The following is a 26,956-nucleotide window of genomic DNA, read 5'->3' as shown; positions in this document are numbered from 1 at the left end:
TCTGTTGCGTTGGGCCTTGGCTGATCACGTCCCCCGGTCGATTGAGTCGAAAACGATCAGTGATTGCGCGAACGGTTCGGAAGTGACGCCCAGTTGGTTCCCGAACGGGTGGTCGAGCCAGTAGACGACGAACAGCAGCAGGCCGAGCAGAACCGCGACCGCGCTCAACAGGATCAGGTGTGCACGGGCGCTCTGAAGGTGCATAAATCCGCCGAGCCCCAGCAGGACGACACCGCCAAAGAGCAGCCCGGTCCACAGCAGGCCGGGTATTCGGGGCTTGGCGTCCAGGATTCGCTGATTCCGCTGTGACGCCAACGTGCTCAGCTGGTCGAGAAACTTTGAACTGATCGGGTTCGACGCGACGCTGGACTGCGGACTGCCGAGCACCCCATACATCTCGTTGAGGGCGTCTCGTGCGCTTTCGGCTCCGCCCCCGACGTGTATTGCCTTCTCCCATTCAGGACCCTCGACCGCGTTGGTGTATTTGCGCAGGAGTATTCGCATCTGGGTCTGCTCAGGCACGGGCATGCCGACGGTCTGCCGGTACATCGTGATGAGAGTGGAGGCTTCGTTGGAGACGTTAGCTTCAGCGGAGGAGAACTGTTCCCACGCGACGACGATGGTGAATCCGAGCAAGGCGCCGTACACGAGTCCGACACAGGTCATGAACGGTGAAAGCGCCCCGTTGTGGCCTGCCGGAACCGGTTTGGGCAGCGTCCGATGCGCCAGCCAGATGCTTGCCGCCCCCACCAACACCGCCACGACGAGCGCCAGGGCCAGAAGCAACCAGAGACCCGCTTTGCCGAAGTCGCCCATGGTTTAGCCTTCGCATACAAGTCGCGGACATGTAGGTCATGTCGACCACCCCCGTCGGGCGGCCTCCGCTCAACCTCACCGGGGTACCCATTCACGCGGGCAGTCACCGCGAGGCGGTCGGAATCGACCGTGAGCCCACCCCAGCCATCTCCCCATCAACTTGGCGGTTGTTACCGACTGCCGATGTGGCCGGTGGTATGGAAAAGGGGTGGATCTCGCGAGCTGGGGCGTAGGGCTTTCGCTCATCGTGCTGACCATCGCGATCCATACGACCGCGGTGGTGCTGATGGCGTTCACACTGGAGACGAGAATTCGGGCCCGGCTCGACAAGCACAAACATGATCGGCTGCGGGCGGTTCCGACCGTGATCGGCTACATCGGAGCCGTCGCACTGGTATTGGCCGCCTTGCATGGCTTGGAGGGTGTGTTGTGGGCGTCGGCATATTGGCAGCTTGGCGCGCTCGACTCGTTCACGCAGGCGTCGGTCTATTCCCTGGCGACCATGACCACGTTCGAGATACCGGGATTGACGTTGCCGGCCCGGTTCCACATGTTGAGCGCGCTAGAAGCGGTGAATGGCGCGCTGCTGTTCGGCATCAGCACGGCATTCCTTTTTGCTGTCATACAGGGCCACTGGCTGATGCTGCACCGGCGGCACGAAACAGCGGAATGACCGTTGAGGCGGCACACCCCTTGCCGTTACCCGGTAGACGGTTGCGCGGCTGACGCCGAGGGTTGCCGCGATAGTTGTCGCCGATTCACCACTCCCGTGCATCCGCCAAATCCCTGGGCCTGAGGACATACAGAGGGTTCCAGTCGGTCCGCACAGGGCTATTCTCGTAGTTGGGTCGGGGATGATTGAGGTGCGTTATGACCTGGTCAGGAATCCTCGAAAAGACGGCGGCGGGATTGGCCTCGGTGGCGACGCCAATGATGTTCGCCGTAGTGGCAGCGGGGCAGGCGGCAGCAGATCCCGGCATCTGCGTCAGCGGTCCGTGGGGGTACGTATCCGCATGCGTCGAAGGGCCCGAATGGGTCGACTGGAATCCGGGAGTCAATTGGGGCCCGCCCGGACAGGTCAAGAATGCATTGTGCCCCGGCGATCCGCCCGGTCACTGGAAGGGCGGTCCACACGGCGTTCCCTGCACCTAACAGTGCAGTACCGCTAGCCGAAGGGATCAGACTGCTTTGGCGAAATAACGTTGGCCGTCATCGGCAATGCGGCCAAGGTATGCACCTAACACGGGGGCAAGCACCTTGAATGGCAACGCCAACACCGGTTTCGGCTCGATCGCCACCGTGAAGGTGAACAGCGTGCCGCCCTCGCCGGGTCGGAGGATGAAGTCTTCTGCGTAGCGAGTGAAAACTGATGCGGTCGACTCGTAGACAAACATCGAGTAACCGCTGCTCTCATCCCACCGGAAGTACCGTGAGCGCGCACGCACACCAAGGGCCACCGACTCGCGCGTGGCGCCGACCCCGTGCGGTCGCGGCGACGTCCAGGTGACTTCGTTGATCATGCGGCCCCACGCCGCGGCGGAGGCGTCCGATGCTATCGATTCCCAGACCCGCGCCGGTGTCGCTGCGAAGCAACGTTCGTACCGGAAGATGTGCGGAGCCGACACAAAGAACCGGGCATCGACCGGTTCAAGCGAGTGCCAACGAGTCACAAGTGATCACGATGCCCCACCAACACGCCCCCGTGGAATGTATTGGCAAGCTGTATACGACCGGCTTAGAAGTTCCAGTCCTCGTCTTCGGTGACGACGGCCTTGCCGATCACGTATGACGAGCCCGACCCGGAGAAGGAGTCTCTTTCCGCTTCAACAACGAAACCACCTGTCCGAGCGCCGGTTTGGCCCGGAGCGTCGACCGATAAGAGGTTTGAGCGTGGACCCTGGTTGGTGAGTCAGCGGGGCGGAGTCCGCCTCGGGCGCGCTTACGCGCGCCTTGGAGTGAGCGCGATGTTGTCAATCATGGCGTTGGCGATGCGGTTGCGCGCCTCCGTGTCGACTCCCGCCTTGGCGAGCGCCTCGAGCCCGCGATGCGTCGTCAGGATCAGGCCGCCGAGCACCGCGGCGTCGGCGGCCGAATCTAGGTGCCCGGCACGCTGCGCCTGCTCGACGAGTTGGCGGCAGCTGTCCAGTAGCGTCTCGTACGCCGCGAGCGACCGTGCTGCGATGGCCTCGTTCTCCCATGCAAGTTCGGCTGTGGCCTTCGCCAGCAGGCAGCCACGCCGGTCGGTGCAGCCCTCGGGCGCCGTCAGCCAGCTGCGCATGCGGTCCAGCGCCTGGTCCTCCGGGCCTTCGAGCAACGCGGCGGCACTCTCGTCGGAGCTTGCGCAGTACTCATCGAAGACCCGCTGGAAAAGGGCCTCCTTGTCGCCGAACGCGCCGTAGAGGCTGCCCTTGCTGAGCCCGGTGACGCGGGAGAGATCTTCCACCGAGGTGCCGTGGTAACCGGTCTCGTTGAACAGCAGGCGTGCAGCGACGACCACCCCTTGCTCGTCGAATTTCCGTGGTCGTGCCATGCCCCGACATTACGCTGTTTTGAACGTCCGGTCCAAAACCTGTATATAGTGCATTGCATGTTCAAAACCCCAGCGTCCGACCCTTCTGAGTTCTCCGGCAAGCGCGCGATCGTCACGGGAGGTTCGCGCGGTATCGGCGCGGCGATCGTGCAACGACTGCTCGACGGTGGCGCGACCGTTGTCACCACCGCGCGCACCGCCACCGACGAGACGCCGAAAGCCGCCACCTTCATCCACGGCGACATCAGCACGCTTGAGGGTGCGCAGGCGTTCGCCGCCGCAGCGCTCGAGAAACTCGGCGGCGTCGACATCGTGGTCAACAACGCGGCGGCCGCACGCGCCCACCTCGGCGGCATCTCAACGATCCCCGATGAGGAGTGGCTCGACGCACTGGCCCTGAACTATCTCTCCGCCGTGAGGGTCAACAACGCGCTGCTGCCGGCGCTGCGCGAGGCAGGGCCGGGCGGCGTGATCGTCAACATCTCATCGGGAGCAGCGCTCACGCCCGCGCCGCCGCTGGCCCACTACGGTGCCGCCAAGGCCGCGCTCAATGCCTACGGCAAAGCACTCGCGACCGAGCTCGCGCCCGCCGGAATCCGCGTCATCACGATCGTGCCCGGAAACGTGCTCACCCCGGGCGCCGACGCAATCCGCCAGGACTTCGCCGATGCATTGGGCGTCTCGCTCACCGACACCACCGCTGCCATCCCGCTGGGTCGCCCCGGAGATCCGCGCGACATCGCCGAGGCCGTCGCCTACGTCACCTCCGATAGGGCGCAGTGGATCACCGGCACCAGTCTGATCGTCGATGGCGGTGAAATTCCCATCGTCTAGCTCTCGTCACTGCCGCGTGATCCCACCCTCACGACGTTGCACGCCGGCCAGCACATCGTCGTCGGCACGGAACCGTAGGCTTTCGACACGGCCGTCCTTGACGGTGAAATCGAAGGCGACCTTGATCTCGCCACGGTGGATCCAGGCGGCGCCCGGGCGATTCTCGACGAAGACAGGGAAGGCAGCCGCGGCCGCGCCGTTGAAGAAGTTTGCCACCTCGTCGGCGCCTTCGAGGCGCGTGGGCGTACCGAGCGCGATAGCAGCGGTGTCACCGGAGACCACCACGTCGGGAGCCAACAGCTCAAGCAGCCTTGTGAAGTCACCCTCTCGGGCCGCGGCCATGAAGGCGTCCACAATCTCCCAGTCTGCGAGGGCATCCTCGCGAGCGGCTGGGCGCACCTTGGCACGAGCACGCGAGGCCAGTTTGCGTGCCGCGACCGGCGTCGTGTCGAGCATCGAGGCGATCAACTCGAAGTCAACACCGAAGCTGTCGTGCAGCACGAATGCCACTCGCTCGGCGGGTGTCAGACGGTCGAGCACCACCTGCAGCGCGATGCCGACGGTGTCTGCCAGCACCACGTCGTCGGCCGGGTCGGGTGCCGTCGCCTCGACTTCTATCGACTCGGTGGGCACCGGCGTCCGTGCCCGCAACCGGTCGAGACACAGCCGCGACGTCACCGTGGTGAGCCAGCCCGGCAGGTTGTCGATCGGTTCGTTGGTGGCCTGCAGTCGCAGCCACGCCTGCTGCACGACATCTTCGGCTGCGTGAGCATCGCCGAGGATCCGCGCCGCGATGCGCTGTAGGCGTGGCCGCTCGGCTTGGAAGCCGTCATGCAGCTGATCGTCGGTCGCCATGGCGGTCACACTTTCGTAGTCGGGTGCGTCATCACATTGACGCACCCGGACCGCCCGGTGTGACCAGAGGAGGAGAACCCGTCGTGAAGACCATGACCTGTAAGGACCTCGGTGGACCGTGCGACCTCGCACATCGCGGTGAGGACGCCAACGAGATCATCAACGCGCAGGATCAGCACCTCAAGGAACGCGAGCGGGCCGGCGATGACGCCCACCTGCCCGCTCGAGCAGACATGAAGAGCCGCTGGCGCCACCCGAAGAAATCGATGAATTGGTACAACGACGTCAAGAGGCAGTTCGCCGAGCTGCCGGAGGGGTGAGCCTCGTGCGCCGAAATCGTTGCGTGGCTAGAAGTTCCAGTCGTCGTCTTCGGTAACGACGGCCTTGCCAATCACGTAGCTGGATCCCGACCCGGAGAAGAAGTCGTGGTTCTCGTCGGCGTTCGGGTCAGACGAACGAAAACTACTACTAGCTGCGAACATTCACATCTGTTGATGTCTCTAGGCACCTGCAAAATCGGCAGGTTGTGGGCAAAATGTGGGCACGTTTTCTCGGTCCGCCATTGAGCCGAGGCGACGCCGTGCGCCGAGCGAAGGCAGGCATTGCGGGCATAGGTGGCAGTGTCGGACGCGACCGGCAGACTGAACAGATGGTCCGTACCGGTGGCCGCGCTGCTGCACTTCAGCGACTCTTGATTTGCGCCGGGCTACAACCTGCCGTGGTCCCCGCAGCGCCTCGGTTGAGTGAACTATCCACCAAAGCGCGGACGGCGGTGACCACGCTGTATGACGAACTAGGCGGATTGCAGCCCATACGCGCTCTTCGCCCTGGAGCATGGGACTTGTCATTCGGTGACGGCCTGGTGGTGGAGCTGGACGAGGAACTGCACTTCAATCGTTACCGGTTCAGCACCCTTCACCCAGTCGAGTCGGCAAACCTGCCTTGGCGAGACGATTACCTCGATTTCTGCCGACTGTACGAAGGCCACTGCCTTCAGGCTGGCAAGTGGGGAAAACGGTGGACAAGCTCCTCGTGCGAAGCAATGTTCGGACCTCCGGGACAAGCAGGTGCGCTGCAGGACGCCGGTTCACCCCGATGGAAGCAGCGCGCCCTCTACGACGCCATCAAGGACATCGCCGCTTCCGACATCCTCACGCTGCACCTGGCCCGATTGTCGGTGTGGGACACAATCGGTGGCATCAGACTCGGCGAGGCGCTGAGCATGGGTTTACCGGTCGCCCCTAAATCACTGCGCGATCTCGTCGCCCGGCGGACGACTGAGCCGACTGCGCGTATCTAGGGCAGCAGACCGCGATCGCCGAACTCGCTGGCTCCTGTATGGAGTTAGGCCAAGTTCAAGAGCAGTCGGCGCACACAGGGGTGGAAAGGCGTCTAGATGCGATCCAGGAGTCGCCGCATTCCGTGCAGACGAGCGCCACACCGCTCGACACCATCTGGGAAACCGCAAGGGCGCGGCCTGTCGCCAGCGCAGTGGCGAACGCCGCATACGAAGTGACGGGCGTCCCGTTGCGCCGGGCCTTGCGGGCCTTCTCCGACCGTGAGCCTGCGTCGGCTGCCACAAGCAGGTTTGGCCCCGACTTGGTGACGGACTTGACCACCACCAGGCCGTGGTCCTCAGCGAAGCGTATTTGGTCGGTACGCTCAATCGGGGTGCCGTGTTGATCGCACCCCTCTCCCGTGAAGCACACCGTCAGGCCGGCGGAAAGTTCGAGTTCCGTTTTGATAGCGCGGAATTGGTCCGTGCGACCGGCGACATGCTCGACGTCGACTTCGAGCAGCGCGGCAGCCCGACAGAGCTGATTTAGTTCATCGTCGGTAACGATGCCGTCCTCCACGGCAGCGTCGATCAGCCCGGTGAGAAAGTCGCGGTGGGCGCGGGCAATCGCGAGGTCGTCGAGTCCGAGATCGGCAGCCAGCACATGAAGCTCGGCACGCTCGTTGGCTGTGAGCCGCAGGTCAGCAATGGCTACGTCGAGCAAGGCGACGTAAGGAGCAACATCGGGAGTTGTGTGGATGCCCTTGGCCAAGCTGGCCAGATACGTTTGGGGCGGCTGAACGTGGGCCTTGCCGTCGCGACGGCAGACCTGCATCGCTGTGACCATCAATGGTCTCGCACTGGCGGGCAGCGGGCTTTCGTCGAACGAGCCGCACAGCCTGAGCATCAGTTTCGCAGTGGCACGGGCGTCGTCGAGGGCGCAGTGTGCGCCATCGAGCACGATCTCGTGGTCGATACAGGCTTGAGAGAGCTTGCAGCCGGTGACTGACAAGGTGTCGAGTCCTGTGCCCCAGTCGATGTCGATGCCTGCGCGGTCGAACTCGTCGCCGAGCATGCGCATGTCGAACCGCACGTTGTGGCCCGTGACAACGGCACCGTTGATCCGCGCAGCCACGTGATGTGCGACATCGGCGAACGTCGGTGCATCGCGCACCATCGCTGTGTCGATGCCGTGAATCCACGTTGCGCCCATGTCGCGCATCGGGTTAACGAGGGTGTCGAACTCTTCTTCGATGGCCCCGTCGGCGTTCACGGTCACGACTGCGACTTCAACGACGCGATCCGTCCGATACAGGCCGGTGGTCTCCACGTCGATGACGGCGACACGACCTTCCCGACCGAGAAGATTGGCCAGGCCCATCGGTCTCGACCGAGCTGTGGGGGCACTCCCAGCGGTGGACGGTGTCCATTGTTGACCGTCCCACCACCGCATCTCAGCCTGCTGCCAAGGGTCTGCATACCAACCTGCTGACACCGTCATTGCGATTCCCCAAACCGAGCTGCACTCTTCGAGCAGACGCTCGTCGCCAGTCGTATCACCTCCTAACGACGTGCTGTCCGTATTCGACAATGATGCGAAGATCGGATTTCAACAGATCTGCGAGACGCTCTTCCCGAAGGGAAGTTCATTGTCGGAATGGACCTAACCGGCACAATTTCCTGCCCGGCAGCGAGCCCCCACCCGAGCAGGGGCGTTTTGCCTGTGCAGTCGCTATGAATTTGCTTAGATCACCTTTGATCAATGTCAAGCCAGCCGGGGGGCGACGATAAATGACGGCACACTCCAGAACGAGGCTTTTCATCGCAGGGGTCGTTCTCCTCGTCGGCAGCGGGTCGGCATTGGCCAGTGCATGCTCCAGCCCGACGCCGACGCCGACTTCAAGGCCCAGCACGGTGACAGTGCGGGAGACGACCACGGTCCCAGTCGCCTCGACATCGGCACCGGCACCGTCGGGATCGTTTACGCCGGCGCCGTCCACGACGACCGCATCGGAGTCGTGGATGATGCCCAACTTGATCGGGCGCAACCTTCAAGATGCACAGAACGCGATACAGGCGTTGACGGAGAACAAGGTGTTCTTCAGCGGTTCAACCGATCTCACCGGTAAAGGCCGAATGCAGGTACTCGACCGCAACTGGCAGGTATGTACCTCGACGCCGCAACCAGGATCGACTTTCACTGCCGATACGCGGATCGACTTCGGCGTGGTGCGCACAGATAGCGAAACGTGTCCGTGACTCCAATTCAGCTCCGCTGACGATGAAGTGCGGCGCTAAGCCCGGGCGGCACAGTTTGGAAAGGCGCACCACAAATGGCTAAGAGCCGCGATGGGTAAGAAGGACTCAGACGACGGAGTGGCCAAAATCATCTCCGGACTCGTAGTTGGCGTAATAGTGATCATCGCGATGGTCCCGAAAGAGGTCTGGATCGCCCTCGGCGTTATAGCAGGGGCTGCGATTCTCATCGCGGTCGTCGTGTGGGCAGACAAGGAATACGATAAGCGGCGCGCAGCGAAAGCGGTTGCCGCCAAACGCGATCGGGAAGCGCAAGTACAAAAGGCAAAGCAACAGCGCATCAACACCCTCGGCAAAGCGAACGCCGCGCTAGTCGAATCTGCGTTGGCTGCCGTTAAGCAGGTCGGTGGATCTGAAGCTGCTCGCGCAGGGTGGCTCGGTGACGTCGACTTCACCGCCGACATCCGAGAAATCACGGACAAGTTCGAGAAAGCACACGCCCTCCGCAAAGTTTCTAGCGAGTTGTCGGCCCTCAATAAACCTAGCCTCGATGATCGCAAGATCCTCGCCGAGGCAAAGACCACCACTGCCAATTTGGAACGTGCCGCTATCGAGCGCGTGGAACTGATCGTGAAGTGCGCGACGGAAGCCCGGCTCATCGACGAATCACTACACACTGAACGTGAGGATGCTCGGACTGCTGAGCAACGCGCGGAGCTACACGGAAAACTGAGCGCCATGCTTTATGGGGTCGATGCAACACGGGACACCGCGCCAACGGACTCGGCAGCCGATGCGGTGATGGCACGGGTCATGGCCTATCGAGAGATCAAAGATCAGATTTCGCGAGCACGTGACATCTGATTTCGAGTACTCCTCGAACACAATTGAAGCCCCAGGGCGACAACAAATAACCCTTACGAGGGAAGGGAACTTTGTCTCCTAGTGTCTGTGTGCCGACGCGGGGGAAGTTACCCCGGAGCCCAGACCGTCGGAGGTGGTAATTAACATCCGAGCACGATTCCGAGGCCGCGCATTGCGATCAGCCGGTATGGCAACTAGGGAGCACGATGCTGCAAATCGCGTGGATCAACACCGAGCCTGACAACAATGTTGCCGGGAGCGCCGAGGTGACGGTCTGGGACCCAATTGAGCACCGGATTGAGGTGGTCCAAGGTGACACTGGCATCCCGGTCAGCAGCTCGGGCGACCTCGTTGACCGAGCCACCGAGCTGCTCAAGGCGCACGGGTGGATCGTTCACTCTGTGGAACCTGACCCCGGTCGTGGGTATGCGGCAATTGTTGAGCTGGTGGAGAGCAAGAAGGCCCGCCAATCCATGGAGACTCGCCCCGCAAAGGCCGCCCGCCAACCACTGGTGTTTGGCGTTATCGAAGATCTGAGACGCAGGGGCTACAACCAGACAGAGATCGCCGACATGCACGGAGTCAGTCGGCAAGCGGTGTCGTGGCAAAAAGTGACCTACGGAGGTCACTTGACCCCAAGGCAGATGGTGAACAAGGCATGGCCGTGGAAAACCACCCGTCTCCACGGTGCATCCACCGCTTTCCAGCGGCTTCGCGATCACGGAGAGTTCATGACGACCGGTGGAGTCGGCATGAACGAGGGCAAGCTCCAACGCCTCACTGCTTGGTGGGAGATGCTCCGCAAAGAGAACGTCGTGCTGGAGTTCGACCCGAGCATCCCACCAAAGCCGGGCCTGAGCCCTCACGGAGGTTTCGCGTACCGCGTTCGGAAGATCGAGGACAACGACCTCCTCATCCGGGCAAACGAGTACACCGATCTTTCACGATTAAAAGCGACGATCTGGCGCTGGCCGTCAGACAAGCTCGGATAGTTATCTGCGACATTCTTGTCACGTGTGTCCGTCCGATGACGACGCATGACAATGCAAGACTCGGCGCTTTAGTAAATGGCACCGTTGATGGCTGGCTCGTCGATCATGCCCGCCTCAAGGCCCCAGTTGGTGGCGATCGTCCTGTAGGTGCCGTTCTCGATCAAGTGCTCGAGGGCCTGCTTGAGCGACTGGGCAAGTGGCGAGCCCTTCCGTACCGGCCATCCGTAGGGCGCGGCGTCAATGATCTCACCGGCAGGCTCGAGCCTGCCGTTGCTCATCTTGATCGTGTACAGCGTCACGGGCGAGTCAGCCGACATTGCGTCGGCATGGCCGAGTATCACCGCGTTGGTTGCGGCGTCCTGTCCTTCGAACTTGACGATGTCGATCGGGGGCTTGCCCGCGTCGGTGCATGCCTTGCTCTTGGTGGGAAGCTCGTCGGTCTCCTGGGTCGTGGTGGCCTGCACGGCGATCGTCTTCCCGCAAGCGTTGTTCGGGTCGACGGGCTGGCGCGGACGCTGTGCCCACAGGGTGCCCGCAGAGTAGTAGTCAACGAAATCGACGTACTGGTCGCGTTCCTTGGTGTCGGTGAACGACGACATACCGACGTCGAACGTGCCGCTCTGGATCGCCGGGATGATCTTGGCGAAGTCCACCTCCCGGTACTCGGCGGTCAGACCGAGGGTGGACGCGATCGCGTTCATCAAGTCGACGTCGAATCCGGCGATCCTTCCCTGTGTATCCAGGAATTCGGAGGGCGCATAGGGCACATTGACGCCGATCACCAATGTGCCGGACTGTTTGATTGCGGCGGGCAACAGGTCGGCGATCGCGTTGACGCTTTTTGGGCTCACTGCGGTCGTCGGTCCGCCAGGCGCAGACTTGGATGAGGTCGGCGACCCGGATTCCGACGACGGTTTAGATAGGAACGCGACTGCCGACACCGCCGCGACAATGAGGATCACGGTGCCAACTATCAGGGCGAGTTTCGCGCGGTGGGTAGACCGGTCGCCTGGCGACTGCTCGTCGGTGTGTGGGCTGTGGTCGAGCGGCTTTGAGGCACGGGATGTTGGCGCGTGGCGGGTAGGCGCGGTCGGCGATACCCGGACCGGTCCGTCCTGGGCACCAATCGATGTCGAATTCGCCACTTTTCCGGTGGGTGGATCGCCTACCGGCGCAACGGCGGTCCCTGTAGAGGCCGCCAAACGCATTGGCTCCACTGCTTGACTTATGGCGTGCGCGAACGAGTTACACGACGGGTATCGATCATGGGGATTCTTGGACAGTGCTGTCTGAAACAGAGCATCGAGACCTGCTAAGTCTGGGCGACTTTCGCCGAGCTTGGGTGGCTTGGCGTTGAGGTGGCGGCTGATGACGACTGCCGGGTTGGTGTGCGGGAACAGCTGCGCGCCGGTCAATAGTTGGAAAGTGGTTGCAGCTAGGGCGTATTGATCGGCTCGTCCATCGATTGCATCGCCCATGAGTTGCTCTGGTGCGGCGTAGGCGACGGTGCCCACCGTCATGTTGGTCGTAGTCAGGCCGCTAGTGTCGTCGAGCGGTCGGGCGATGCCGAAGTCGGCCAGGAAGATGCTCGGGTCGTCGGAGCCAAGGTCAGCGACCATGATGTTGGCAGGCTTGACATCGCGGTGCAGCAAGCCCTTCTTATGGGCGTAGTCCAGGGCACTCGCCACCGCGCTAATGATGGGCAAGACGTAACCGATGGGCATGCCTGCTGGGGACCGCTGCTCCACTAGATGACCGAGGTCGGTGCCCTCGATGAAGTCCATCGAGATCCATAGCTGGCTGTCGTGTTCGCCCCGGTCGTGGATGCCAACGATGTGGGGGTGGCGTAGGCCTGCGGCCAGGTCTGCTTCGCGGATGAACCGGTCCCGGAAGGATGGGTCGGCAGATATGTCAGGTCGAAGGACTTTGAGGGCTTCCCGGCGAGGCAAGCGGGGGTGCTGCACCAGGTAGACCTCGCCCATCCCCCCGGAGCCGAGCAGCCGCAGGACCCGGTATCCGGCGAACGTCTCACCGATCCTCAAGGGCATGGGCGGCATGCTAGCTGGCATCCGCACCGGAAAGCTGGAAAGCCTGACAAAGTACGAGAATGGCACTTTCCGCCGACCAGATCAGCACGCTTGTTGCTCTCTGCGAACCGTTTCGCGACTCGCAAGCTCCGTCGGGATACCGCGACAGCTTGGCTCTCTGCGTGATCGACTCGGTGCAGTCCACTGGAGTCACGTACGCCAGTGTCGTTTCCGTCGTGAACCGGTACCGGGCGTATCGCCGCGCACAGGGTGGAGACCCTGAATCTGACGGTGCGGAGGAACTGGTAGCCACTTTTGGTGAGTTAAACGGCGCTGAAGGCTGGGCACATGAAATCGGTAACGACAACAAGACCTCGACCCACCGAGGCGCACCGCTAAAGTCGGCGGCTATCCACCTGGCTGCCCAAGCCCTCGTTCTGGAGGGTGTGTCAGCGGCTCAGGACCTGCGCGATGCAGTCTCCAAGACGGAGGCACAAGAGCGGATACAGGGAGAATGGCTGAAGGTGCCCGGCCAACGCTCGGGCATCACGTGGCACTACGTGCGGATGCTCGCCGGTGTTCCCGGCGTCAAGCCCGACCGCATGATCATTCGCTTTGTTGCGCAAGCACTAGACGTACCGGCTAGACAGGTCAGCCCTGAGTTCGCCCGCGAAGCTGTCACAGGTGCCGCACGTGAGATGGGCGTCTCGCCGACCGATCTTGACCACGGAATCTGGCAGTGGCAACGACGGAAACGCCCACAGCACTAGCTGCACTGTCAACGGCAAACCTGACCTACCGAACTCAAAAGGCGTCTACCCGATCGACGTTGACCACGGCACCGTGGCCGGTGCTGTCATTGCTGAATCGCGTCCCGGTACTGGAGGCCGTGATGGTCCAGCCCACCGCCCGGTAAGTCTGGTAATCCAAGGTCGCTGGCTGGACGTCTCCGATGTTGCCGTTTGCGAACCGGGTGGAGCCGTTAGCTTCAATCTCGACACCATGGGCGGGCCAATTGCTTTCTGCCGTCTCGCACACAACCCGCTGTTGTTGGACCATGCAACGAACCCGACCCGACTTCGTCTGGACCGCCACATAGCCAAAGGAGTTGGCGGGCAGCTCTACTCCGCCTGACCTCACTGACGGAGTAGATGGTGCGGGGGCCTGAGCACGCGGGCTCGGGGTTTCTGGCACCAACTGAGATGACGAGCCCGACGACTCAATCGAGCATTTGAACTCAGCAAGCGGCTGCAGGCTTCGTTCGGCAATATGGGCGGCGGCTGAACGAGAGCCGATGCCGGAGACTTCCGGTTTGAACACAACAATGACGTCGCTCGCCGTGTCGATGCAGGTGGCATTGCCAAACTCGCCGTCCCACATCTTCCGCTTGGCCTGCATATCCGACTTCGAGGCGTACTCGAAAACCATGATCTGGCTTCTGAATCCGCCGCTCTCCGCGACGTCGCCGTTGCACATGATCACCGGGTTGGAGGTCGTGCGTTGGTAACCATCAGACTTGCAGACTGCTGCCACCCAGTTGTCAACACCGCCGGTGGAACGCCCGTACTCGTCTGAGTCCTGGTCGCGGGATGCGGTTCGGCTATAAGCGATTCCGACAACGGCGACCGCAATCACCACTGCGGGAATCGCTAACGCGGCGACCCGACCCGGCGTTGATAACGGTTCCCACCGTCGTCGGAAACCGGCGACCAATGGACGTTCAGGTGAAGCCGCTGTCGCTGATGATGGATTCTGCGGCGCCGGAGGACTGCTCGTGACGGCGAGCGGTTTAGCGGGCGTCGATGACTTCTGCGGAGAACGTGGGCGTTGCGGCGGGCGCGCGGAAGCTGGCGGTTTGGGCGCCCATTTGCGAGGTATTGCCTTCGGGTCCTCACCCTTGATCTCTAGGTAGATAAAGACCCCAAGCGCACCGAAGCCCGCTACTCCCAGAACGATGAGCAAGATGAGCATCCCGTTGGCACCTAGCGCTTGAACTCTGTCGACCCGAGGCGGTTACCAAGCGAAGTTTACGAGCCGTAGCTCATTCAATTGCGTAACCCGCATTAGCGCAGAGAAGTGTGGGCAAAAGTGGGCACGAGCCGCTCTGCCACCATCTCGGCGAACACTAAAGGCGGACCGTTTCCAGTCCGCCTTTAGGTAGAAAAATCGCCCCGAACAGGGAAGCTCAGAAGTTCCAGTCGTCGTCTTCGGTGACGACGGCCTTGCCGATCACGTAGGACGAGCCCGACCCGGAGAAGAAGTCGTGGTTCTCGTCGGCGTTCGGTGAAAGCGCGGACAGGATCGCGGGATTGACGTCGGTCTCGTCCTTCGGGAACAGCGCCTCGAAGCCCATGTTCATCAACGCCTTGTTGGCGTTGTAGCGCAGGTACTTCTTGACATCTTCGGTCAGCCCGACCGAGTCGTAGAGATCCTGGGTGTACTCAATCTCGTTCTCGTACAACGCATACAGCAGCTCGTACGCGTAGTCCTTGAGGTCCTGCTTGCGCTCGTCGCTCTCGAGCGCATAACCCTTCTGGAACTTGTAGCCGATGTAGTAGGCGTGCACGGCCTCGTCGCGAATGATCAACCGGATCAGGTCGGCGGTGTTGGTCAGCTTGGCCCGGCTCGACCAGTACATCGGCAGATAGAAGCCGGAGTAGAAGAGGAACGCTTCGAGGAAGACCGAGGCGATCTTGCGCTTGAGCGGGTCGTCACCGCGGTAGTAGTCGAGGATGATCTGCGCCTTGCGCTGCAGGTTGACGTTCTCCTCCGACCAGCGGAAGGCCTCGTCGATCTCGGTCGTCGAGCACAGCGTGGAGAAGATCGAGCTGTAGCTCTTGGCGTGCACCGATTCCATGAACGTGATGTTGGTCAGCACCGCTTCTTCGTGCGGGGTCAGCGCGTCGGGGATCATGCTGACCGAGCCGACCGTGCTCTGGATGGTGTCCAGCAGCGTCAGCCCGGTGAACACCCGCATGGTCAGCTGCTTCTCGTGCTCGTTCAGCGTGCCCCACGACGGGATGTCGTTGGATACCGGAACCTTCTCCGGCAGCCAGAAGTTGCCGGTCAAGCGATCCCAGACTTCCGCGTCCTTCTCGTCAATGACCCGGTTCCAGTTGATCGCCGTTGCCCGGTCGATCAGCCTCGCTCCATCGCTCACCGAAACCCCACTTCACCACGCTGTTTGCCCCGTTTCCGGCTGACCACCAAAACACTACCCCTGGGGTCCGACGACACGCCGCAACACAACTACTTGTGTTTCCTCAATGTCGAATCCACAGGTCCGACGGGCGCGGCGAACGACCCCGGCGTGTCGGGCGATCAGCCCGCCGCAGCGTGCGTCGACGACTTGGCCGGCGCCCCGGAAGCCCCGCCTGAAAAGCGGTACTCCGAGCGTTTCAGCGACCGCGTCGCCAACCAGTACTGCCACGTCATGCCGCTCCACAGCGTGCGGTTCTTGCCGTGCTCGTCGAGATACCAACTGCTGCAACCACCGGTGCTCCACACTGCGCCCTGAAGCTGCTGCTGCAGTTCGGCATTGAACGTGTCCTGGGCCCAGCGGCTGGGTGCCAGCGCTTGCGCCCCGGCCTTGTCGACGGCGTCGATCGCCTGACCGACGTAGCCGATCTGCGACTCGATCATGAACACCACCGAGTTGTGGCCCAATCCGGTGTTCGGTCCGAGCAGGAAGAACAGGTTCGGCATTCCCGCGACGGCGATGCCGCGGTGGGCCTGCACACCCTCGCGATTCCAGCGGTCCACCAGATCCTCGCCGCCCGGCCCCTTGATGCCGACGTAGGTATAGGAGTCGGTCACGTGGAAGCCCGTCGCGAACACGATGACGTCGACTTCGCGTTCCTTGCCGTCCGCGGTGACGATCCCGTGCCGGGTGATCCGGGCGATCGGGTCGGTGACCAGCTCCGAGTGCGGCTTGTCGATGGCACGAAAATAACTGTCGGAGAACAGGACTCGCTTGCAGCCCAGCCGATACTTCGGGGTAAGCCTGCGCCGCAGATCACGGTCGCGGACCTGGCGGCGAATGTTCCACTTGCCGGCCTTCTCCCCGAGGGTGAGCAGCTCGGGCCGCTGGGTCATCGCGAAGCCGAGGGCCTCCTGGAACCAGTAGATGCCGGTGCGTAGCAGCGCGCGGGCGCCGGGCACGGTGCCGAACGCGTCGCGCATCCAGGCCGGGATCGGGTTGTTGGAGCGCGGCAGCACCCAGGCCGGGGTGCGTTGGTAGAGCTGCAGTTCACCGACCTGGTCGACGATCTCCGGGACGAGCTGGATGGCGCTGGCGCCGGTGCCGATCACCGCGACGCGCTTGCCGGTGATGTCGACGCCGTGGTCCCACTGCGCGGAGTGGAACGCCGCACCCTCGAAGTCGGCCAGCCCCTCGATGTCGGGCACGGCCGGAATGTGCAGCGCGCCGGCGCCGGAGATCAGGAATTGCGCGACGTACTCGCGGCCGTCTTTGGTGAAGACGTGCCAGCGGAACTCGGAGTCATCCCAGTGGGCGCGATCGACGTGAGCGCCGAAGCGGATATAGCGACGCAGCCCGTGCTTGTCGGTCACGCCCTTGAGGTAGTCGAGAATCTCCGGCTGCAGCGACCACATGTAGGTCCAGTCGGGTTTGGGCTCGAACGAGAAGGAATAGAGGTGCGCGGGGATATCGCAGGCACAGCCGGGGTAGCTGTTGTCGCGCCACGTTCCGCCGACGTCGTCGGCCTTCTCCAGGATCAGGAAGTCGACGCCGCGGCGTTGCAGTGCGATCCCCATGCCCAGCCCGGAGAATCCGGTGCCGATGACCAGCGCCCGGGTATGGACGGGTTCGGTCGCGGTCTCGGCGATGGACGGTTCGGCAACGGTCATCCCACCAAAGTACCCAATACCGGCGGTATCGCCTAAGGGTTCTCGGGTCAGCCGGCCGCTGCGGCCCGTCGCGGGGTCGCGTCGTGGATCGGCCGGTCGGGATCGAGGTTGACGCCCAAGAGGTCGGCGGTGCCGTTGACGGTGCCGAGCATGATCGTCGTCAGGTGGTTGATGAACTCGTCGGTCGGCATCCGCCGCGGGCTGTCCGGGTCGGGACCCAGCCACCAGTCGGTCGCCGCCGACGCCGACCCGAACGTGGCCGCGGCGGCCAGTTGCATGGCCGCCGGATCGAGCTGCATGCCGCGCATCTCGTTGTTGAACATCTCGGCCATCGCCATGGTGATCTCGCGACCCTCGTTGAGCGCGCGCTGGGTGGATTCCGACTGCTCGGGGAAGCGGCCCTGCAGGATGAAGCGCAGCACGTTCGGGTGCTGCTCGACCAGGTTCACGTACTCGGCCACACCCCGGCGAACGACCTCGCGCATGGGATCGCTAGCGGCGTCGATGTTCGAGAAGATGGCCGCCCACAGCATGTCGCGCAGCCGCTTGCCGATCGCCTGGAACAGGTCGGATTTATCGGTGAAATGCCGGTAGATCTTCGGCTTTGCGGTGCCGGCCTCTTCGGCGATCTCCCGCAGGCTGACGTCGGGACCGTGCTTGTCGATCGAACGGAACGCGGCGTCGACGATCTCGGCGCGCACCTTCTTGCGGTGCTCACGCCAGCGCTCACTGCGGGCGTCGACCTTTCCCGGCTCGGCGCCGGATCGCGATCTGGACACTCTCCGCACGTCAAGCACTGTACCCGGGCCCGCAACGACCTTCGGCGATGACGATCACACCGGCCTCCGCCGATCGGAGCAAACCGGCGTTCTCGGATAACATCGAGGCAACCCGATTAGCGAATGAGACGAGACGCAGTGACCGAGCGATTCGACCTGGTGATAGCAGGCGGAGGCCCGTCGGGGGCCGCCGCGGCCTGGCAGGCCGTGCAAACTGGCGCGAAAGTGGTGGTCCTCGACAAAGCGGAGTTTCCACGGGACAAACCGTGCGGCGACGGCCTGACCGCGCGAGCGGTGAGCTACCTGCAGAAGATGGGTCTGGCCCATGAGGTGTCGCACTTCCACAAGATCAGCGGGGTGACCGTCTTCAGCCCGTCGGAGTGGGAACTGTCGTTCCCCAAGCGTCCCGGCATGCCCGATTACGGCCGCACCGCCAGCCGCACCGAACTCGACACGATGCTGCTCAAGCACGCGGAGTCCGCCGGTGCCGTCGTGCGCCAGGGCGCCGAGGTTGCCGGCCCCGAGTTCGACGAGCGCGGCCGAGTCGTCGGCGTCGTCCTCAAGAGCGGGGAGAAGGTCCTCGGCGACGCCGTCATCGCCGCCGACGGCGCCTACTCCCCCCTCAAGCGCGGACTCAAGATCGACTCGGACTACAACGGCTACTCCGCCATCGCGATCCGCTCGGAGATGCCCGCCAACCGGCCGGACTCCGACCGCTTCGAGATCTACCTCAAGCTGTTGTTCCAGGGCGATCAGCTGCCCGGCTACGGCTGGATCTTCCCGATGGGCGGCGGCCGGTTCAACATCGGCCTTGGCTACGTCAACAGCTACAAGAACTGGCAGTCCATCAACGCCACGCACTTCTTCGGCGACTTCCTGCGCACCCTGCCCGCCGAATGGGAGCTCCCGACGGTCGAGGAACTGAAGAAGAACAAGACCGTGCGGGCCTGGCGACTGCCGATGGGCTTCACCGCCTGGCCGCCGTGGCGTCCCGGGGTGCTGTTCGCGGGCGACTCGCTGGGTGCGGGCAAGCCGGTATCCGGCGCGGGTATTTCCAAGGCGCTGGAATCCGGATTGGCCGCCGGCGAATGCGCGATCGCGGCGCTGGAAAACGGCGGGCCTGACGACTTCACCAATTACCAGCTGCGCATGGAGGCGGCCTGGGGCCGGGAGTACCGGCGCGGGCGCTTCTTCAACAAGCTCGCCGGCTACCCGAAGGTCTCCGAGACCGGGCTCAGATTGCTCGACAACCACACCTTCCGCGACTTTTTGCTGAAGTCTCTCTACAAGAAGCAGCAGAGCCCCCAACACACTTAACGAGGTGACCAGTGCGCAAGGTGCTCACTCGGCTACCACTCTCGTTGATCGCGGTGCTGCTCGTGGGTTATCTCGCGGCCCTGGCGATCGCGCCACAACTCGGCGAACGATTGCCCGCGCAATGGCAGTGGTTCGGGGCACCAGGCTCCTGGCAGACGCTGCTGATCGTGGTGGTGGCGCTGGTGGCGCTCGGCTGGTTCGGTTTCCACTCGCCCGGCGGCGGCCGGACAGGCGCACCCGTGGCGGTCGTCGCGGCTCTCCTGTTGATCACAACCGTGTTGGGCTTCGCGTCGTACTGGCGGTGCTTCGACGACGACAACCCGAAGCTCTTCACTCCGTTGATCTGGACGGCCGGGCTGGTCAAAGGAGGCACCGGCGACCACGAGCTCGCCGAGGGCGCAGTATGCCCGTTGCCCGCTCCCATCGCCTTGGACCTCGCCCGGCTGACAGCCACCGCCGCGATATTCCTCAGCGTGATCGGCATCGCTACGGCACTGTTCCAATCCCGTATGGACCGGTTGAGGATCTCGCTGGCCCGCTCGGTGACCGCGGTGGTCGACATCGACGACGATGCGGCGTCGGTCGTGGGCGCCGTTCGCGCCACATTGGACCGCCGGAGCACATTGGTCGTGATCACCGCCTCGCCCGCCCGGGAATGCGTGCGCGACGCGCGCGGTATGGGTGCACGCATAGCGACAGTGGATTTCGCCAAACCCGAAGCGTTGACGGCATTGCCGTTATGGCGCAAGTTGGACAAGCTCTACCTGCTTTCGCCAGACCCGTCTGCAAATGTCCGACGGCTTGCGCTCATCACGGAGCGGTTGGCGGCGGTCCGCGGGAAACAACGCATACCGCTGATCGTGCGTATTGACGACCCGTGGCAAGCGGCAGCGTGGCGGGCACAGCATTTCGGTGGTGCCGAGACTCGTTGGGCGGCCGACACTGTCGGCAAGTATGAGGTCACCGCGCGGCGGCTGTTGGACGACATTCTCGGGCCTGTCGCGATCGAACGCATCCTGGTATGCGGCGCATCGCAACTGACTCTGGCGTTGTGCGCGGAGATGGTCCAGCGGCAACTGGAATGGGACTACTACTCGGCACCGGACCGCAGGCCGTTGCCTCCGCTGACGCTGGTCGCAGAAAGCGCCGAGGAGTTCAAGGAGGATCATCTCTACGCCCACCGTCATCTGGGCCCCTCAGCGGACCATCGAGAGCTTGCCGCAATGGCCAAGTCGCCCTCGGTGCCTTTGCTGATATCGCTGATCGACGCCGCGCCGACCAGCACCGCAGTGATCCTGGTCGACGATCCCCATGTTGAGGCCAGCACCGGCACCCGCCTGGCCGCCAGATACCCGACGACCCCCATCTACGCCTGGCACCCGGATGCGCAGCCAACCGATGATCGCACGCCATTGGTGGGGCAGCTATACATCTATCAGTTGAGCATGCACATGCCGGAAGGCAAGGCGCACGATACGTGGGAGCGAGCGGCCCGATTGATTCACGATCGCTATGTCGCCGACATCCAGATCTCTTCCGCCGCAACGCTACCCTGGGATCAGCTCAGTGAGTTCTATCGTGGCTCGAACAGACGTCAAGTGCAGAATGCCCTGTGGATGGTGGAGACGATCGGCGGTCACACGTGGAATACCTTTGGCCACGCACCAGATTCGGTGCTGCCGACGGCGAAACTTCGTGATCTCGCACCCCTGGAGCGGCTGCAGGTGATGGGATTCGAGGAGGACACCGCCATCGCCATGGCCCGCAGCGAGCACGAGGACTGGTGCCGCTATTACCGCAGGGCGGGATGGAAATACGGTCCGGTCCGCGATGACGCCAACAAGATTCACAACAAGCTCGTGGAGTGGGACACCGTCACGGCTGATCCGAACCTGCTGTCCACCGCGTTGGCCAGTCTGGCGGACACGTTATCGAAGCTCCGCGAACTGGGCTATATGTCGCGGCTGGCGCCCGACGGGTCAGCCGCCTAGGACGCTGTGATGTCAAAGCTCGCGGGAAAATGCGTGTCTGCGATCTGAACCGTCGACGCGGCTCGGCCCAACCGCGTCAACTCCGGGAGATTCTTGGCGTTGTCCATCGCGTAGAGGGCGTCGCAGTGGCGTTCACTGACTTCGACGCCAAGGTTTTTCGCCAGCCAGTGCGGTTCCAAGGCGAGCTCGTAGCGCAAGTACGACATCATGGCTTGCCGACCTCCGAGTACGTCAGAGCTCAGATCCCCGACTTCAGCATCTATCTCCCACGCGGTCGGGCTGCGCGACATCCATTGCAGCACAGCCTGACCCAGCCAGTTGGCATCCTGCATGATGGACACGACTGACTCCGCGGCCAGCTTGATCGCCGGCATCTTCACCACATCCGCGGCCGCTACAGACACGGGGCGAAATCCTGTCCCCACCGAAACCAGTAGTAATTGGTCCTCACCGAATGGCCACTCCAGCCCGTAACCGCTGCAGGTACCCATCATCAGCAGTTGCATCGACGGATTGTTGTACGGGCTGATCCCGCCGTCGACAAAGGCACCCATGACATGCGGGGACACGTTCAACAGTTCCGGTTCGAAGTAGTGAGGTGCGGCCGTACTAGCACGGATGACGTTGCGTATCAGGAAGTTTCGATTTCCCGATCCATCCGTCGCATGAGGCCCGTCATAGAATTTGCCGCGCGGATTATTGTGCAGCAGCCACGGACTCCCAGTGTCGAGACGCTTGGTCATCACCATCAAGCCAGTCCGCAACTTCTCGCTGCCCATCGTCTCGTCCTTGAAGAACGTGGTCAACGCGCGCATCAGTGGCTCTTTGGGAAACTTCGCACCGAGGACACCGAACCGTAGAAAACTCTCCTCGAACACTTCGACCCCGAGCGTGTGGTAGACGTCGATCAGTTCCTCGACGGACATACCCATGGCCAGACAGGCGGCGATGATGGAGCCGGTCGAGGTGCCTCCGATCAGGTCGAAGTAGTCGCACAAGCGGAAATCAGGGTCGTTGTCGACCCGTTTGCGGAGGATATCTTCGATCCTGGCCAAGTAGCCGAGGCTCAGCGCACCCCGGACACCGCCACCGTCCAACGACAGCATGCGTTTTGGGCCGTCGCCGAACAGGTGGTCATCGAGAGTCTTATAGGCCATGACGGTGTCCGGCCACTATTGGTCCGTGGCCATGGGAAGGCCAGGGCAGGTGGTCATGTAGTCGATATCGGACGACACCCAGTCGTTCCACTGGGCGTGGCTCATGTTCGTGGTCAGTTTCGAACACAGGTCTGCCCCGCTGGCCTCGGTGGACCACAATCGCAAAGCTCCGTCGTCACCGGCTGACACCACCAGGTGGTGTTCGGAGTTTGTCGCGACGCCCACAACGAGGGCGGCGTGCCCTTGGAGCGGTGCGCCGATGGGTCTTCCAGAGGCGGCATCCCACAGGCGCACATCGCCCTCGTAGCCTCCGGAGACGATCAACCGTCCATCCTGGCTGAACACAACGGAGCCGACCGCGTCGGTATGGCCGATGAGGGGCTTCCCGATTGGCGCACCGGTCTCGGCGTCCCACAGCCGCACGAGACCATCGCTGGCGCCGGAGACGATTCGCTTTCCGTCTGGACTGTAGGCGACGCTGTCGACCGTATTCGTGTGGCCGGTGATCGGCTTCCCGATCGGCGCCCCAGTGTTGGCATCCCACAACCGAATCGTGCGGTCGACACTGCCCGATACGATGCGCGAACCGTCCGGGCTGAAGGCCACCCCGTAGACATCGTTGGTGTGTCCAGTGATCGGATTACCAATTGGTGCACCGGTATTGACATCCCATATCCGGATGGTTCGATCCGCACTGCCCGAGACCAGCTTGGAGCCGTCCGGGCTGAACCCGATGGTCCACACGAGGTCGGTGTGGCCGATCATGGGGCGGCCCACCAGCTTTCCGGTTTTCGTGTCCCAGACACGGATAGTCCTGTCATCGCTACCCTCTGCCACCCGTCGACCGTCCGGGCTGAACGCGACCGCCTCAATCGCTTGCTTATTGGTGGCGAGAAGCGGCGCCCCGACCATCAGACCGGACTGGGTGTCCCAAAGGCGCACCGACCCGTCGTCACCACCGCTGGCGATCAGTCTGCCGTCCGGGCTGAGCGCCACGGCCCACAGCTCGCCCTGTCCGGCGAGAATCATGTCGCCGACATCCCACAGCCGAATGGACTGGTCGTAGCTGCCGGTGACGATGTAGCGGCTGTCGGGGCTGAAGGCGAGGCTGTAAACGTCAAACTCATGGCCGGTCAAGGGTTTACCGACAGCCGTGCCCGTCCCGGCATCCCACATCCACACGACGTTGTCGCCACCGGCCGACGCGAGCATCCGCCCGTCGGGACTGAAGGCGATTTCGTGTATGACGTCGTCGTGGCCAACCATCGGACCGACTATCGGCCGGCGGGCATCCGCATCCCAGAGATACAGGTTCTTGTCCTTTGACCCCGAAGCCAGCCGGTGTCCGTCGGGACTGAAGGCCACGGCTGTCACCGCGTCTTTGTGCCCAGTCATGGGTTCCCCAATAGGAGTGAGGGCGTCGGCATCCCACAGCCGCACCGTCTTGTCGTTGGTCCCCGAGGCGATTCGATGTCCGTCGGGGCTGAAGGCGATCGAATTGACGGCATCCTCGGGGCCGACAAGAACTTGCGCCAGCTGCTTACCGGTGTTCGCATCCCACAACTGAATCGTTCCGTCCGAGGTCCCGGTGGCGAGCCGGCGTCCATCGGGACTGAACTTCACCTGCTTGACGTTGGCTGCGTCGACCCGCATGGGCGTACCGCCGCCCGAAGCGGCATCTGTCCGCCACAGCAGAACGGACTGCTCGCTTGCTGCGGCCAATCGCTGACCATCGGGGCTGTACGTGACGCTGAACGCCGAGTCCGTCAACCCGGTCAAGGGTTGACCGATGAGATTGCCGGTCACTCTGTCCCACACCCGCACCAGGTGGTCGTCACTGGCGCCGGCGACGTGGCTCCCGTCGGGGCTGAAGGCCACGCTGTACACCGGAGAGCCGGCGGGAATGATCTTGACGAGGTCGTGCCGGGTGACGGCAGCGCTGTAGATCGCGTCGTCGTTCGGATCATTGTCGATCAGTCTGGCGGCCAGCACCTGTTGCAGTGCCCGTTGGTCACCCCCAGGTCGCACCTGCTCGAGCATGCCCTGGGCTTCCGATTCCAATCTGGCCGCCGTCGCCTGCCGGAACCGGGCCTGCGCCTGACTGTGTGCCGACGTGGCCCACACCGACGCTGCTATCGCCAGGACCGCGACGGTTGCCGTGCCCGCGACCACTACACGCAACACCCGAGATCTCTTGCGCAGCACTGCAGAATGCGCCTCTGCGGTGGCTTGCTTCTCCTGAGCATGCTCGGCCCGCTCCTGCGCCGCGCGTAGGTCCGCTTCACGTTGGTGCTCCTCGGCTGCGCGGCGCTGCTCCTCGCGTTCGCTTGAGGCAACAAGATATTCGCCGGCGCGAGCCAGCCGCTCGTGAAATCCCGGTTTGTCCAGGAGCACAACCGCTTCGCCCAGCCGACTCCCTTCGAGCAACCAGGCCGGATCGCGGTCATTGGCATCCCAAGCGTGGGCATAGTGTTCAAGGTCGTCAGCATCCTTGAGGTCTTGCCGCTCTTCACGCAACCAGTCGGCAAGTTCATCCCATTGCCGGAGCAAGCTTTCCAGCGCCACCTCGACAACGGTCTGCCCGTCACGGGTGTCTTTCAACATCAGCCGCTTTGCCACCAGCGCATCGACCAGTGGACGGCTTGCTTCGGGCAGATCCGACCAGCGCGCCACCCGCCGCATCGGCTGATCATTGTTGGGGTTGATGGTCGCCAGCCACGGGATGAACGCGGCCCGCAGCGCTTCGAGTTCTTCTTCCTGTTCCTGCGGATGGACGGCCAGCACCTCGTCGATCTCGGTTTGCACGACCCGGTGCATGCCGCCGAGCGCTTGATAGTGCTCGAGGCTCAGCTCCCCCGTGTCGCCGTAATCGGTGTAGAGCCGGGACAGTGTCAACGCCAGGATGGGCAGTGTGTCCGCGCCGTCCGCGGCGTCAAGCAACAGGCGCTCCACGAGATCCGGGGCCACCTTCAAGGGCTGCCCCGCATCAGTCGCGCGCTGCGCTGGCCCGGTGATCACCTCCTTGAACTCGGTGGGAGGCATGGGTTTCAGTTCGTCGAACAGCACAGTGCCGACCGCGGCCATCGCTGGATGGGTCTGCATCAGCTCGTATCGGTCGGTGCGGATGGTGGCCGTCACAACCAGCCGAGTTTGGGCGGTGTTCAGCTGGCGCCCAACACCTTCCAGCAGTCGCAAGAACACGTCGGCCTGCTCGCCCGCATCGGCTGAGAACAGTTCTTCGGCTTGATCCAAAGGCAGCAACAGTGTCGGCGCCACCGGCGCGTCTTGGTCATCCCCGCGTCCCAGCAGTCGCGCGGCGGCTTCATCGCGAATCTCGTTGAGCCATGCCGCTACTCGGTCGACATCGCCGCTTGAGCAGGCCGCCTTGATCTCACCCAGGCTCGGCTTGCTGAGTCCGAACGATCTTCGTCCCGCGTATATCGCCGCCGCAAGGCCGGACTGTCCGGTCAACGCACTGCGCTCAGGACGAACAATGTCGAGCACCGCGAAACGGCGGTCCTCTCGCCGCAGGCGGGGCAGGAGGCCGGCGCGCAGGAACGACGACTTGCCCGTCCCCGATGGACCGAGCACCACGAACCAGGCGTTCACTCCGGACATCCGCATTCCGCGCAGGGCGTCCAGCGCGCGCACAATTTGCGCGTCCCGCCCGAAGAACACTGCCGCGTCGGCGGCTTCCAACGGCTCCCACCCGCGATAGGGCGCCCGCCCCCGGTCATTCCGCGGTGGCCAGCCGAAGGACTCGGCACCGATGCCGGCTCCACGGAGCCCTTCGCGTAGGCGATCGAGTCCGTCGTTCGCGAATGTTACGGGCGGTCCGGAACCAATGTCGATCAGCGTGGTCGGGCCTTCACCAAACAGATCACAACGTTGCCACTCCAACGTCAGATCGTCACCAGCGGACGGCTCCAATCGAGCAACAAAAATCTGCTTGTTCAGGTTCTCCGCGGTGCGGTACTCCACCTTGCACTCGTGCGAGGCCTCCCAGTTTCGCGACAACAGGCAGACAACGGCTTCACAGCGTGCGTTTGCTTGGCGCAATGCGTCCTTCCACCGTGTCCCGGCCTTCAATCCGGTGTGGTGGTCGACGTCGAGGAAGATTTCGTCAGGTAGCGCAGCTTCCTGCTCGATCAGCCACTGCTTCAATGCGATCGCTTCGCGGGAGTCCACGCTCGAGTGACTGAGGAAGATGCGGGACATGACGTCACCCCCAGCGAACTTCGACCCAACCTGAACGACATTGGCGAATTAACGACCGTGTCACGGTATGTCACGAAATGCCAGCGTGTAGGTAGTTTCGGACGAAAGAAGCAGGTTCGGCCGTTATGCGGCCCCAACCACGTTCGTCGGGTGACCCGACAACCCTGTGGAACGG

The 26,956-nt window shown here is 63.2% G+C and carries 24 protein-coding genes and 5 pseudogenes; 11 read left to right on the top strand and 18 right to left on the bottom strand.

The genetic code is table 11. The features are described 5' to 3' along the window. Window positions 1-24: 24 nt before the first annotated feature. Window positions 25-816: a DUF4239 domain-containing protein gene (locus SLQ31_RS09850; protein WP_319431863.1), complete on the bottom strand. Its 792-nt coding sequence runs from the start codon at window positions 814-816 to the stop codon at window positions 25-27. Window positions 817-1,024: 208 nt separating this feature from the next. Here SLQ31_RS09850 and SLQ31_RS09845 point away from each other — a divergent pair, with 208 nt between their 5' ends. Next, window positions 1,025-1,489, top strand: a complete 465-nt coding sequence (locus SLQ31_RS09845) for a hypothetical protein (RefSeq protein WP_319431861.1) — start codon at window positions 1,025-1,027, stop codon at window positions 1,487-1,489. Between the two features lie 21 nt (window positions 1,490-1,510). Here the strand turns inward: SLQ31_RS09845 and SLQ31_RS09840 are convergent. Beyond that, window positions 1,511-1,594, bottom strand: a pseudogene (locus tag SLQ31_RS09840) (helix-turn-helix domain-containing protein); the annotation flags it as partial. A 92-nt stretch (window positions 1,595-1,686) separates the two neighbouring features. Here SLQ31_RS09840 and SLQ31_RS09835 point away from each other — a divergent pair. Then, a complete protein-coding gene (locus SLQ31_RS09835; RefSeq protein ID WP_319431860.1) occupies window positions 1,687-1,968 on the top strand; it encodes a hypothetical protein in 282 nt (93 codons plus the stop codon). A 26-nt stretch (window positions 1,969-1,994) separates the two neighbouring features. On the opposite strand, the gene SLQ31_RS09830 is transcribed toward SLQ31_RS09835, so the two are convergent. From SLQ31_RS09830 to SLQ31_RS09825, 3 genes and pseudogenes are all read right to left on the bottom strand, one after another. Next, window positions 1,995-2,441, bottom strand: a complete 447-nt coding sequence (locus tag SLQ31_RS09830; RefSeq protein ID WP_319432993.1) for an SRPBCC family protein — start codon at window positions 2,439-2,441, stop codon at window positions 1,995-1,997. A 110-nt stretch (window positions 2,442-2,551) separates the two neighbouring features. Next, window positions 2,552-2,629 (bottom strand): annotated as a pseudogene (locus tag SLQ31_RS29485) (hypothetical protein); the annotation flags it as partial. Between the two features lie 126 nt (window positions 2,630-2,755). After that, window positions 2,756-3,346 carry a TetR/AcrR family transcriptional regulator gene (locus tag SLQ31_RS09825; protein WP_319431858.1) on the bottom strand — a complete coding sequence of 197 codons (591 nt, stop codon included), beginning with the start codon at window positions 3,344-3,346 and terminating at the stop codon, window positions 2,756-2,758. Between the two features lie 57 nt (window positions 3,347-3,403). Between SLQ31_RS09825 and SLQ31_RS09820 the strand changes: the two genes are divergently transcribed. Next, window positions 3,404-4,180 (top strand): oxidoreductase, encoded by a 777-nt coding sequence (locus SLQ31_RS09820; RefSeq protein WP_319431856.1) that lies wholly within the window; start codon window positions 3,404-3,406, stop codon window positions 4,178-4,180. A 6-nt stretch (window positions 4,181-4,186) separates the two neighbouring features. Here the strand turns inward: SLQ31_RS09820 and SLQ31_RS09815 are convergent, their stop codons facing one another. Beyond that, a complete protein-coding gene (locus SLQ31_RS09815) occupies window positions 4,187-5,035 on the bottom strand; it encodes a sigma-70 family RNA polymerase sigma factor (protein WP_319431854.1) in 849 nt (282 codons plus the stop codon). Between the two features lie 92 nt (window positions 5,036-5,127). On the opposite strand from SLQ31_RS09815, the gene SLQ31_RS09810 reads away from it, so the two are divergent. After that, complete coding sequence (locus SLQ31_RS09810) at window positions 5,128-5,355, top strand: hypothetical protein (RefSeq protein WP_319432990.1); 228 nt, start codon at window positions 5,128-5,130, stop codon at window positions 5,353-5,355. Between the two features lie 27 nt (window positions 5,356-5,382). Here SLQ31_RS09810 and SLQ31_RS09805 read toward each other — a convergent pair. Beyond that, window positions 5,383-5,481: pseudogene (locus SLQ31_RS09805) on the bottom strand (hypothetical protein); the annotation flags it as partial. Window positions 5,482-5,807: 326 nt separating this feature from the next. Here SLQ31_RS09805 and SLQ31_RS09800 point away from each other — a divergent pair. Next, on the top strand, window positions 5,808-6,335 hold the full coding sequence (locus tag SLQ31_RS09800) for a hypothetical protein (protein ID WP_319431852.1): 528 nt from the start codon (window positions 5,808-5,810) through the stop codon (window positions 6,333-6,335). 55 nt (window positions 6,336-6,390) lie between these two features. On the opposite strand, the gene SLQ31_RS09795 is transcribed toward SLQ31_RS09800, so the two are convergent. The 3 genes and pseudogenes from SLQ31_RS09795 to SLQ31_RS09790 form a co-directional block, all read right to left on the bottom strand. Next, on the bottom strand, window positions 6,391-7,692 hold the full coding sequence (locus SLQ31_RS09795) for an exonuclease domain-containing protein (protein WP_319431850.1): 1,302 nt from the start codon (window positions 7,690-7,692) through the stop codon (window positions 6,391-6,393). Window positions 7,693-7,716: 24 nt separating this feature from the next. Further along, window positions 7,717-7,812, bottom strand: a pseudogene (locus SLQ31_RS29480) (DUF2510 domain-containing protein); the annotation flags it as partial. Window positions 7,813-7,957: 145 nt separating this feature from the next. Beyond that, the gene (locus tag SLQ31_RS09790; protein WP_319431848.1) at window positions 7,958-8,344 is read right to left on the bottom strand and encodes a hypothetical protein; all 387 of its coding nucleotides are present in this window, start codon (window positions 8,342-8,344) and stop codon (window positions 7,958-7,960) included. Here SLQ31_RS09790 and SLQ31_RS09785 point away from each other — a divergent pair. The 3 genes from SLQ31_RS09785 to SLQ31_RS09775 all read left to right on the top strand — a co-directional run bounded on the left by SLQ31_RS09785 (window position 8,337) and on the right by SLQ31_RS09775 (window position 10,423). After that, window positions 8,337-8,570: a PASTA domain-containing protein gene (locus tag SLQ31_RS09785; protein WP_319431846.1), complete on the top strand. Its 234-nt coding sequence runs from the start codon at window positions 8,337-8,339 to the stop codon at window positions 8,568-8,570. The two genes, SLQ31_RS09790 and SLQ31_RS09785, sit on opposite strands and share 8 nt — an antisense overlap. A 90-nt stretch (window positions 8,571-8,660) precedes the next feature. Further along, window positions 8,661-9,431 (top strand): hypothetical protein, encoded by a 771-nt coding sequence (locus SLQ31_RS09780; RefSeq protein ID WP_319431844.1) that lies wholly within the window; start codon window positions 8,661-8,663, stop codon window positions 9,429-9,431. Window positions 9,432-9,637: 206 nt separating this feature from the next. After that, complete coding sequence (locus SLQ31_RS09775; RefSeq protein WP_319431842.1) at window positions 9,638-10,423, top strand: hypothetical protein; 786 nt, start codon at window positions 9,638-9,640, stop codon at window positions 10,421-10,423. 68 nt (window positions 10,424-10,491) lie between these two features. Here SLQ31_RS09775 and SLQ31_RS09770 read toward each other — a convergent pair whose 3' ends face one another. Continuing rightward, window positions 10,492-11,376, bottom strand: coding sequence for an ABC transporter substrate-binding protein (locus SLQ31_RS09770; protein ID WP_319432988.1), 885 nt, complete (start codon window positions 11,374-11,376; stop codon window positions 10,492-10,494). Between the two features lie 408 nt (window positions 11,377-11,784). Beyond that, window positions 11,785-12,471 (bottom strand): annotated as a pseudogene (locus SLQ31_RS09765) (serine/threonine-protein kinase); the annotation flags it as partial. Window positions 12,472-12,530: 59 nt separating this feature from the next. Here SLQ31_RS09765 and SLQ31_RS09760 point away from each other — a divergent pair. Then, the gene (locus tag SLQ31_RS09760; RefSeq protein ID WP_319431840.1) at window positions 12,531-13,220 is read left to right on the top strand and encodes a hypothetical protein; all 690 of its coding nucleotides are present in this window, start codon (window positions 12,531-12,533) and stop codon (window positions 13,218-13,220) included. Window positions 13,221-13,254: 34 nt separating this feature from the next. On the opposite strand, the gene SLQ31_RS09755 is transcribed toward SLQ31_RS09760, so the two are convergent. From SLQ31_RS09755 to SLQ31_RS09740, 4 genes are all read right to left on the bottom strand, one after another. Continuing rightward, complete coding sequence (locus SLQ31_RS09755) at window positions 13,255-14,088, bottom strand: hypothetical protein (RefSeq protein WP_319431839.1); 834 nt, start codon at window positions 14,086-14,088, stop codon at window positions 13,255-13,257. 547 nt (window positions 14,089-14,635) lie between these two features. Beyond that, a complete protein-coding gene (gene nrdF / locus SLQ31_RS09750; RefSeq protein ID WP_319431837.1) occupies window positions 14,636-15,610 on the bottom strand; it encodes a class 1b ribonucleoside-diphosphate reductase subunit beta in 975 nt (324 codons plus the stop codon). Between the two features lie 161 nt (window positions 15,611-15,771). Further along, window positions 15,772-17,319, bottom strand: coding sequence for an NAD(P)/FAD-dependent oxidoreductase (locus tag SLQ31_RS09745; RefSeq protein WP_319431835.1), 1,548 nt, complete (start codon window positions 17,317-17,319; stop codon window positions 15,772-15,774). Between the two features lie 47 nt (window positions 17,320-17,366). Further along, complete coding sequence (locus SLQ31_RS09740; RefSeq protein WP_319431833.1) at window positions 17,367-18,107, bottom strand: TetR/AcrR family transcriptional regulator; 741 nt, start codon at window positions 18,105-18,107, stop codon at window positions 17,367-17,369. Between the two features lie 129 nt (window positions 18,108-18,236). Here SLQ31_RS09740 and SLQ31_RS09735 point away from each other — a divergent pair, with 129 nt between their 5' ends. Both SLQ31_RS09735 and SLQ31_RS09730 read left to right on the top strand, forming a co-directional pair. Next, window positions 18,237-19,415 (top strand): geranylgeranyl reductase family protein, encoded by a 1,179-nt coding sequence (locus SLQ31_RS09735; RefSeq protein WP_319431831.1) that lies wholly within the window; start codon window positions 18,237-18,239, stop codon window positions 19,413-19,415. Window positions 19,416-19,582: 167 nt separating this feature from the next. Beyond that, entirely contained in the window at window positions 19,583-21,406 is a 1,824-nt protein-coding gene (locus tag SLQ31_RS09730; RefSeq protein ID WP_319431830.1) for a RyR domain-containing protein, read from the top strand. Here the strand turns inward: SLQ31_RS09730 and SLQ31_RS09725 are convergent. Both SLQ31_RS09725 and SLQ31_RS09720 read right to left on the bottom strand, forming a co-directional pair. After that, window positions 21,403-22,563: a patatin-like phospholipase family protein gene (locus tag SLQ31_RS09725; protein ID WP_319431828.1), complete on the bottom strand. Its 1,161-nt coding sequence runs from the start codon at window positions 22,561-22,563 to the stop codon at window positions 21,403-21,405. The two genes, SLQ31_RS09730 and SLQ31_RS09725, sit on opposite strands and share 4 nt — an antisense overlap. Window positions 22,564-22,578: 15 nt before the next feature. After that, window positions 22,579-26,781, bottom strand: a complete 4,203-nt coding sequence (locus tag SLQ31_RS09720) for a TIR domain-containing protein (protein ID WP_319431826.1) — start codon at window positions 26,779-26,781, stop codon at window positions 22,579-22,581. Window positions 26,782-26,956 lie beyond the last annotated feature (175 nt).

The organism is Mycobacterium sp. RTGN5, assembly GCF_033804465.1.
Classification (GTDB): Bacteria; Actinomycetota; Actinomycetes; order Mycobacteriales; family Mycobacteriaceae; genus Mycobacterium.
Note: the sequence above shows the minus strand (reverse complement) of the source record. Positions and strands in the feature narration are given on the sequence as shown.

Coding starts and splice junctions, on each gene's coding strand:
- SLQ31_RS09760 (WP_319431840.1), top strand. CDS start 12,531: ATGGCACTTTCCGCCGACCAGATCAGCACGCTTGTTGCTCTCTGCGAA.
- SLQ31_RS09825 (WP_319431858.1), bottom strand. CDS start 3,346: ATGGCACGACCACGGAAATTCGACGAGCAAGGGGTGGTCGTCGCTGCA.
- SLQ31_RS09815 (WP_319431854.1), bottom strand. CDS start 5,035: ATGGCGACCGACGATCAGCTGCATGACGGCTTCCAAGCCGAGCGGCCA.
- SLQ31_RS09775 (WP_319431842.1), top strand. CDS start 9,638: ATGCTGCAAATCGCGTGGATCAACACCGAGCCTGACAACAATGTTGCC.
- SLQ31_RS09745 (WP_319431835.1), bottom strand. CDS start 17,319: ATGACCGTTGCCGAACCGTCCATCGCCGAGACCGCGACCGAACCCGTC.
- SLQ31_RS09835 (WP_319431860.1), top strand. CDS start 1,687: ATGACCTGGTCAGGAATCCTCGAAAAGACGGCGGCGGGATTGGCCTCG.
- SLQ31_RS09850 (WP_319431863.1), bottom strand. CDS start 816: ATGGGCGACTTCGGCAAAGCGGGTCTCTGGTTGCTTCTGGCCCTGGCG.
- SLQ31_RS09780 (WP_319431844.1), top strand. CDS start 8,661: ATGGGTAAGAAGGACTCAGACGACGGAGTGGCCAAAATCATCTCCGGA.
- SLQ31_RS09820 (WP_319431856.1), top strand. CDS start 3,404: ATGTTCAAAACCCCAGCGTCCGACCCTTCTGAGTTCTCCGGCAAGCGC.
- SLQ31_RS09725 (WP_319431828.1), bottom strand. CDS start 22,563: ATGGCCTATAAGACTCTCGATGACCACCTGTTCGGCGACGGCCCAAAA.
- SLQ31_RS09785 (WP_319431846.1), top strand. CDS start 8,337: ATGCCCAACTTGATCGGGCGCAACCTTCAAGATGCACAGAACGCGATA.
- SLQ31_RS09795 (WP_319431850.1), bottom strand. CDS start 7,692: ATGGGCCTGGCCAATCTTCTCGGTCGGGAAGGTCGTGTCGCCGTCATC.
- SLQ31_RS09720 (WP_319431826.1), bottom strand. CDS start 26,781: ATGTCCCGCATCTTCCTCAGTCACTCGAGCGTGGACTCCCGCGAAGCG.
- SLQ31_RS09810 (WP_319432990.1), top strand. CDS start 5,128: ATGACCTGTAAGGACCTCGGTGGACCGTGCGACCTCGCACATCGCGGT.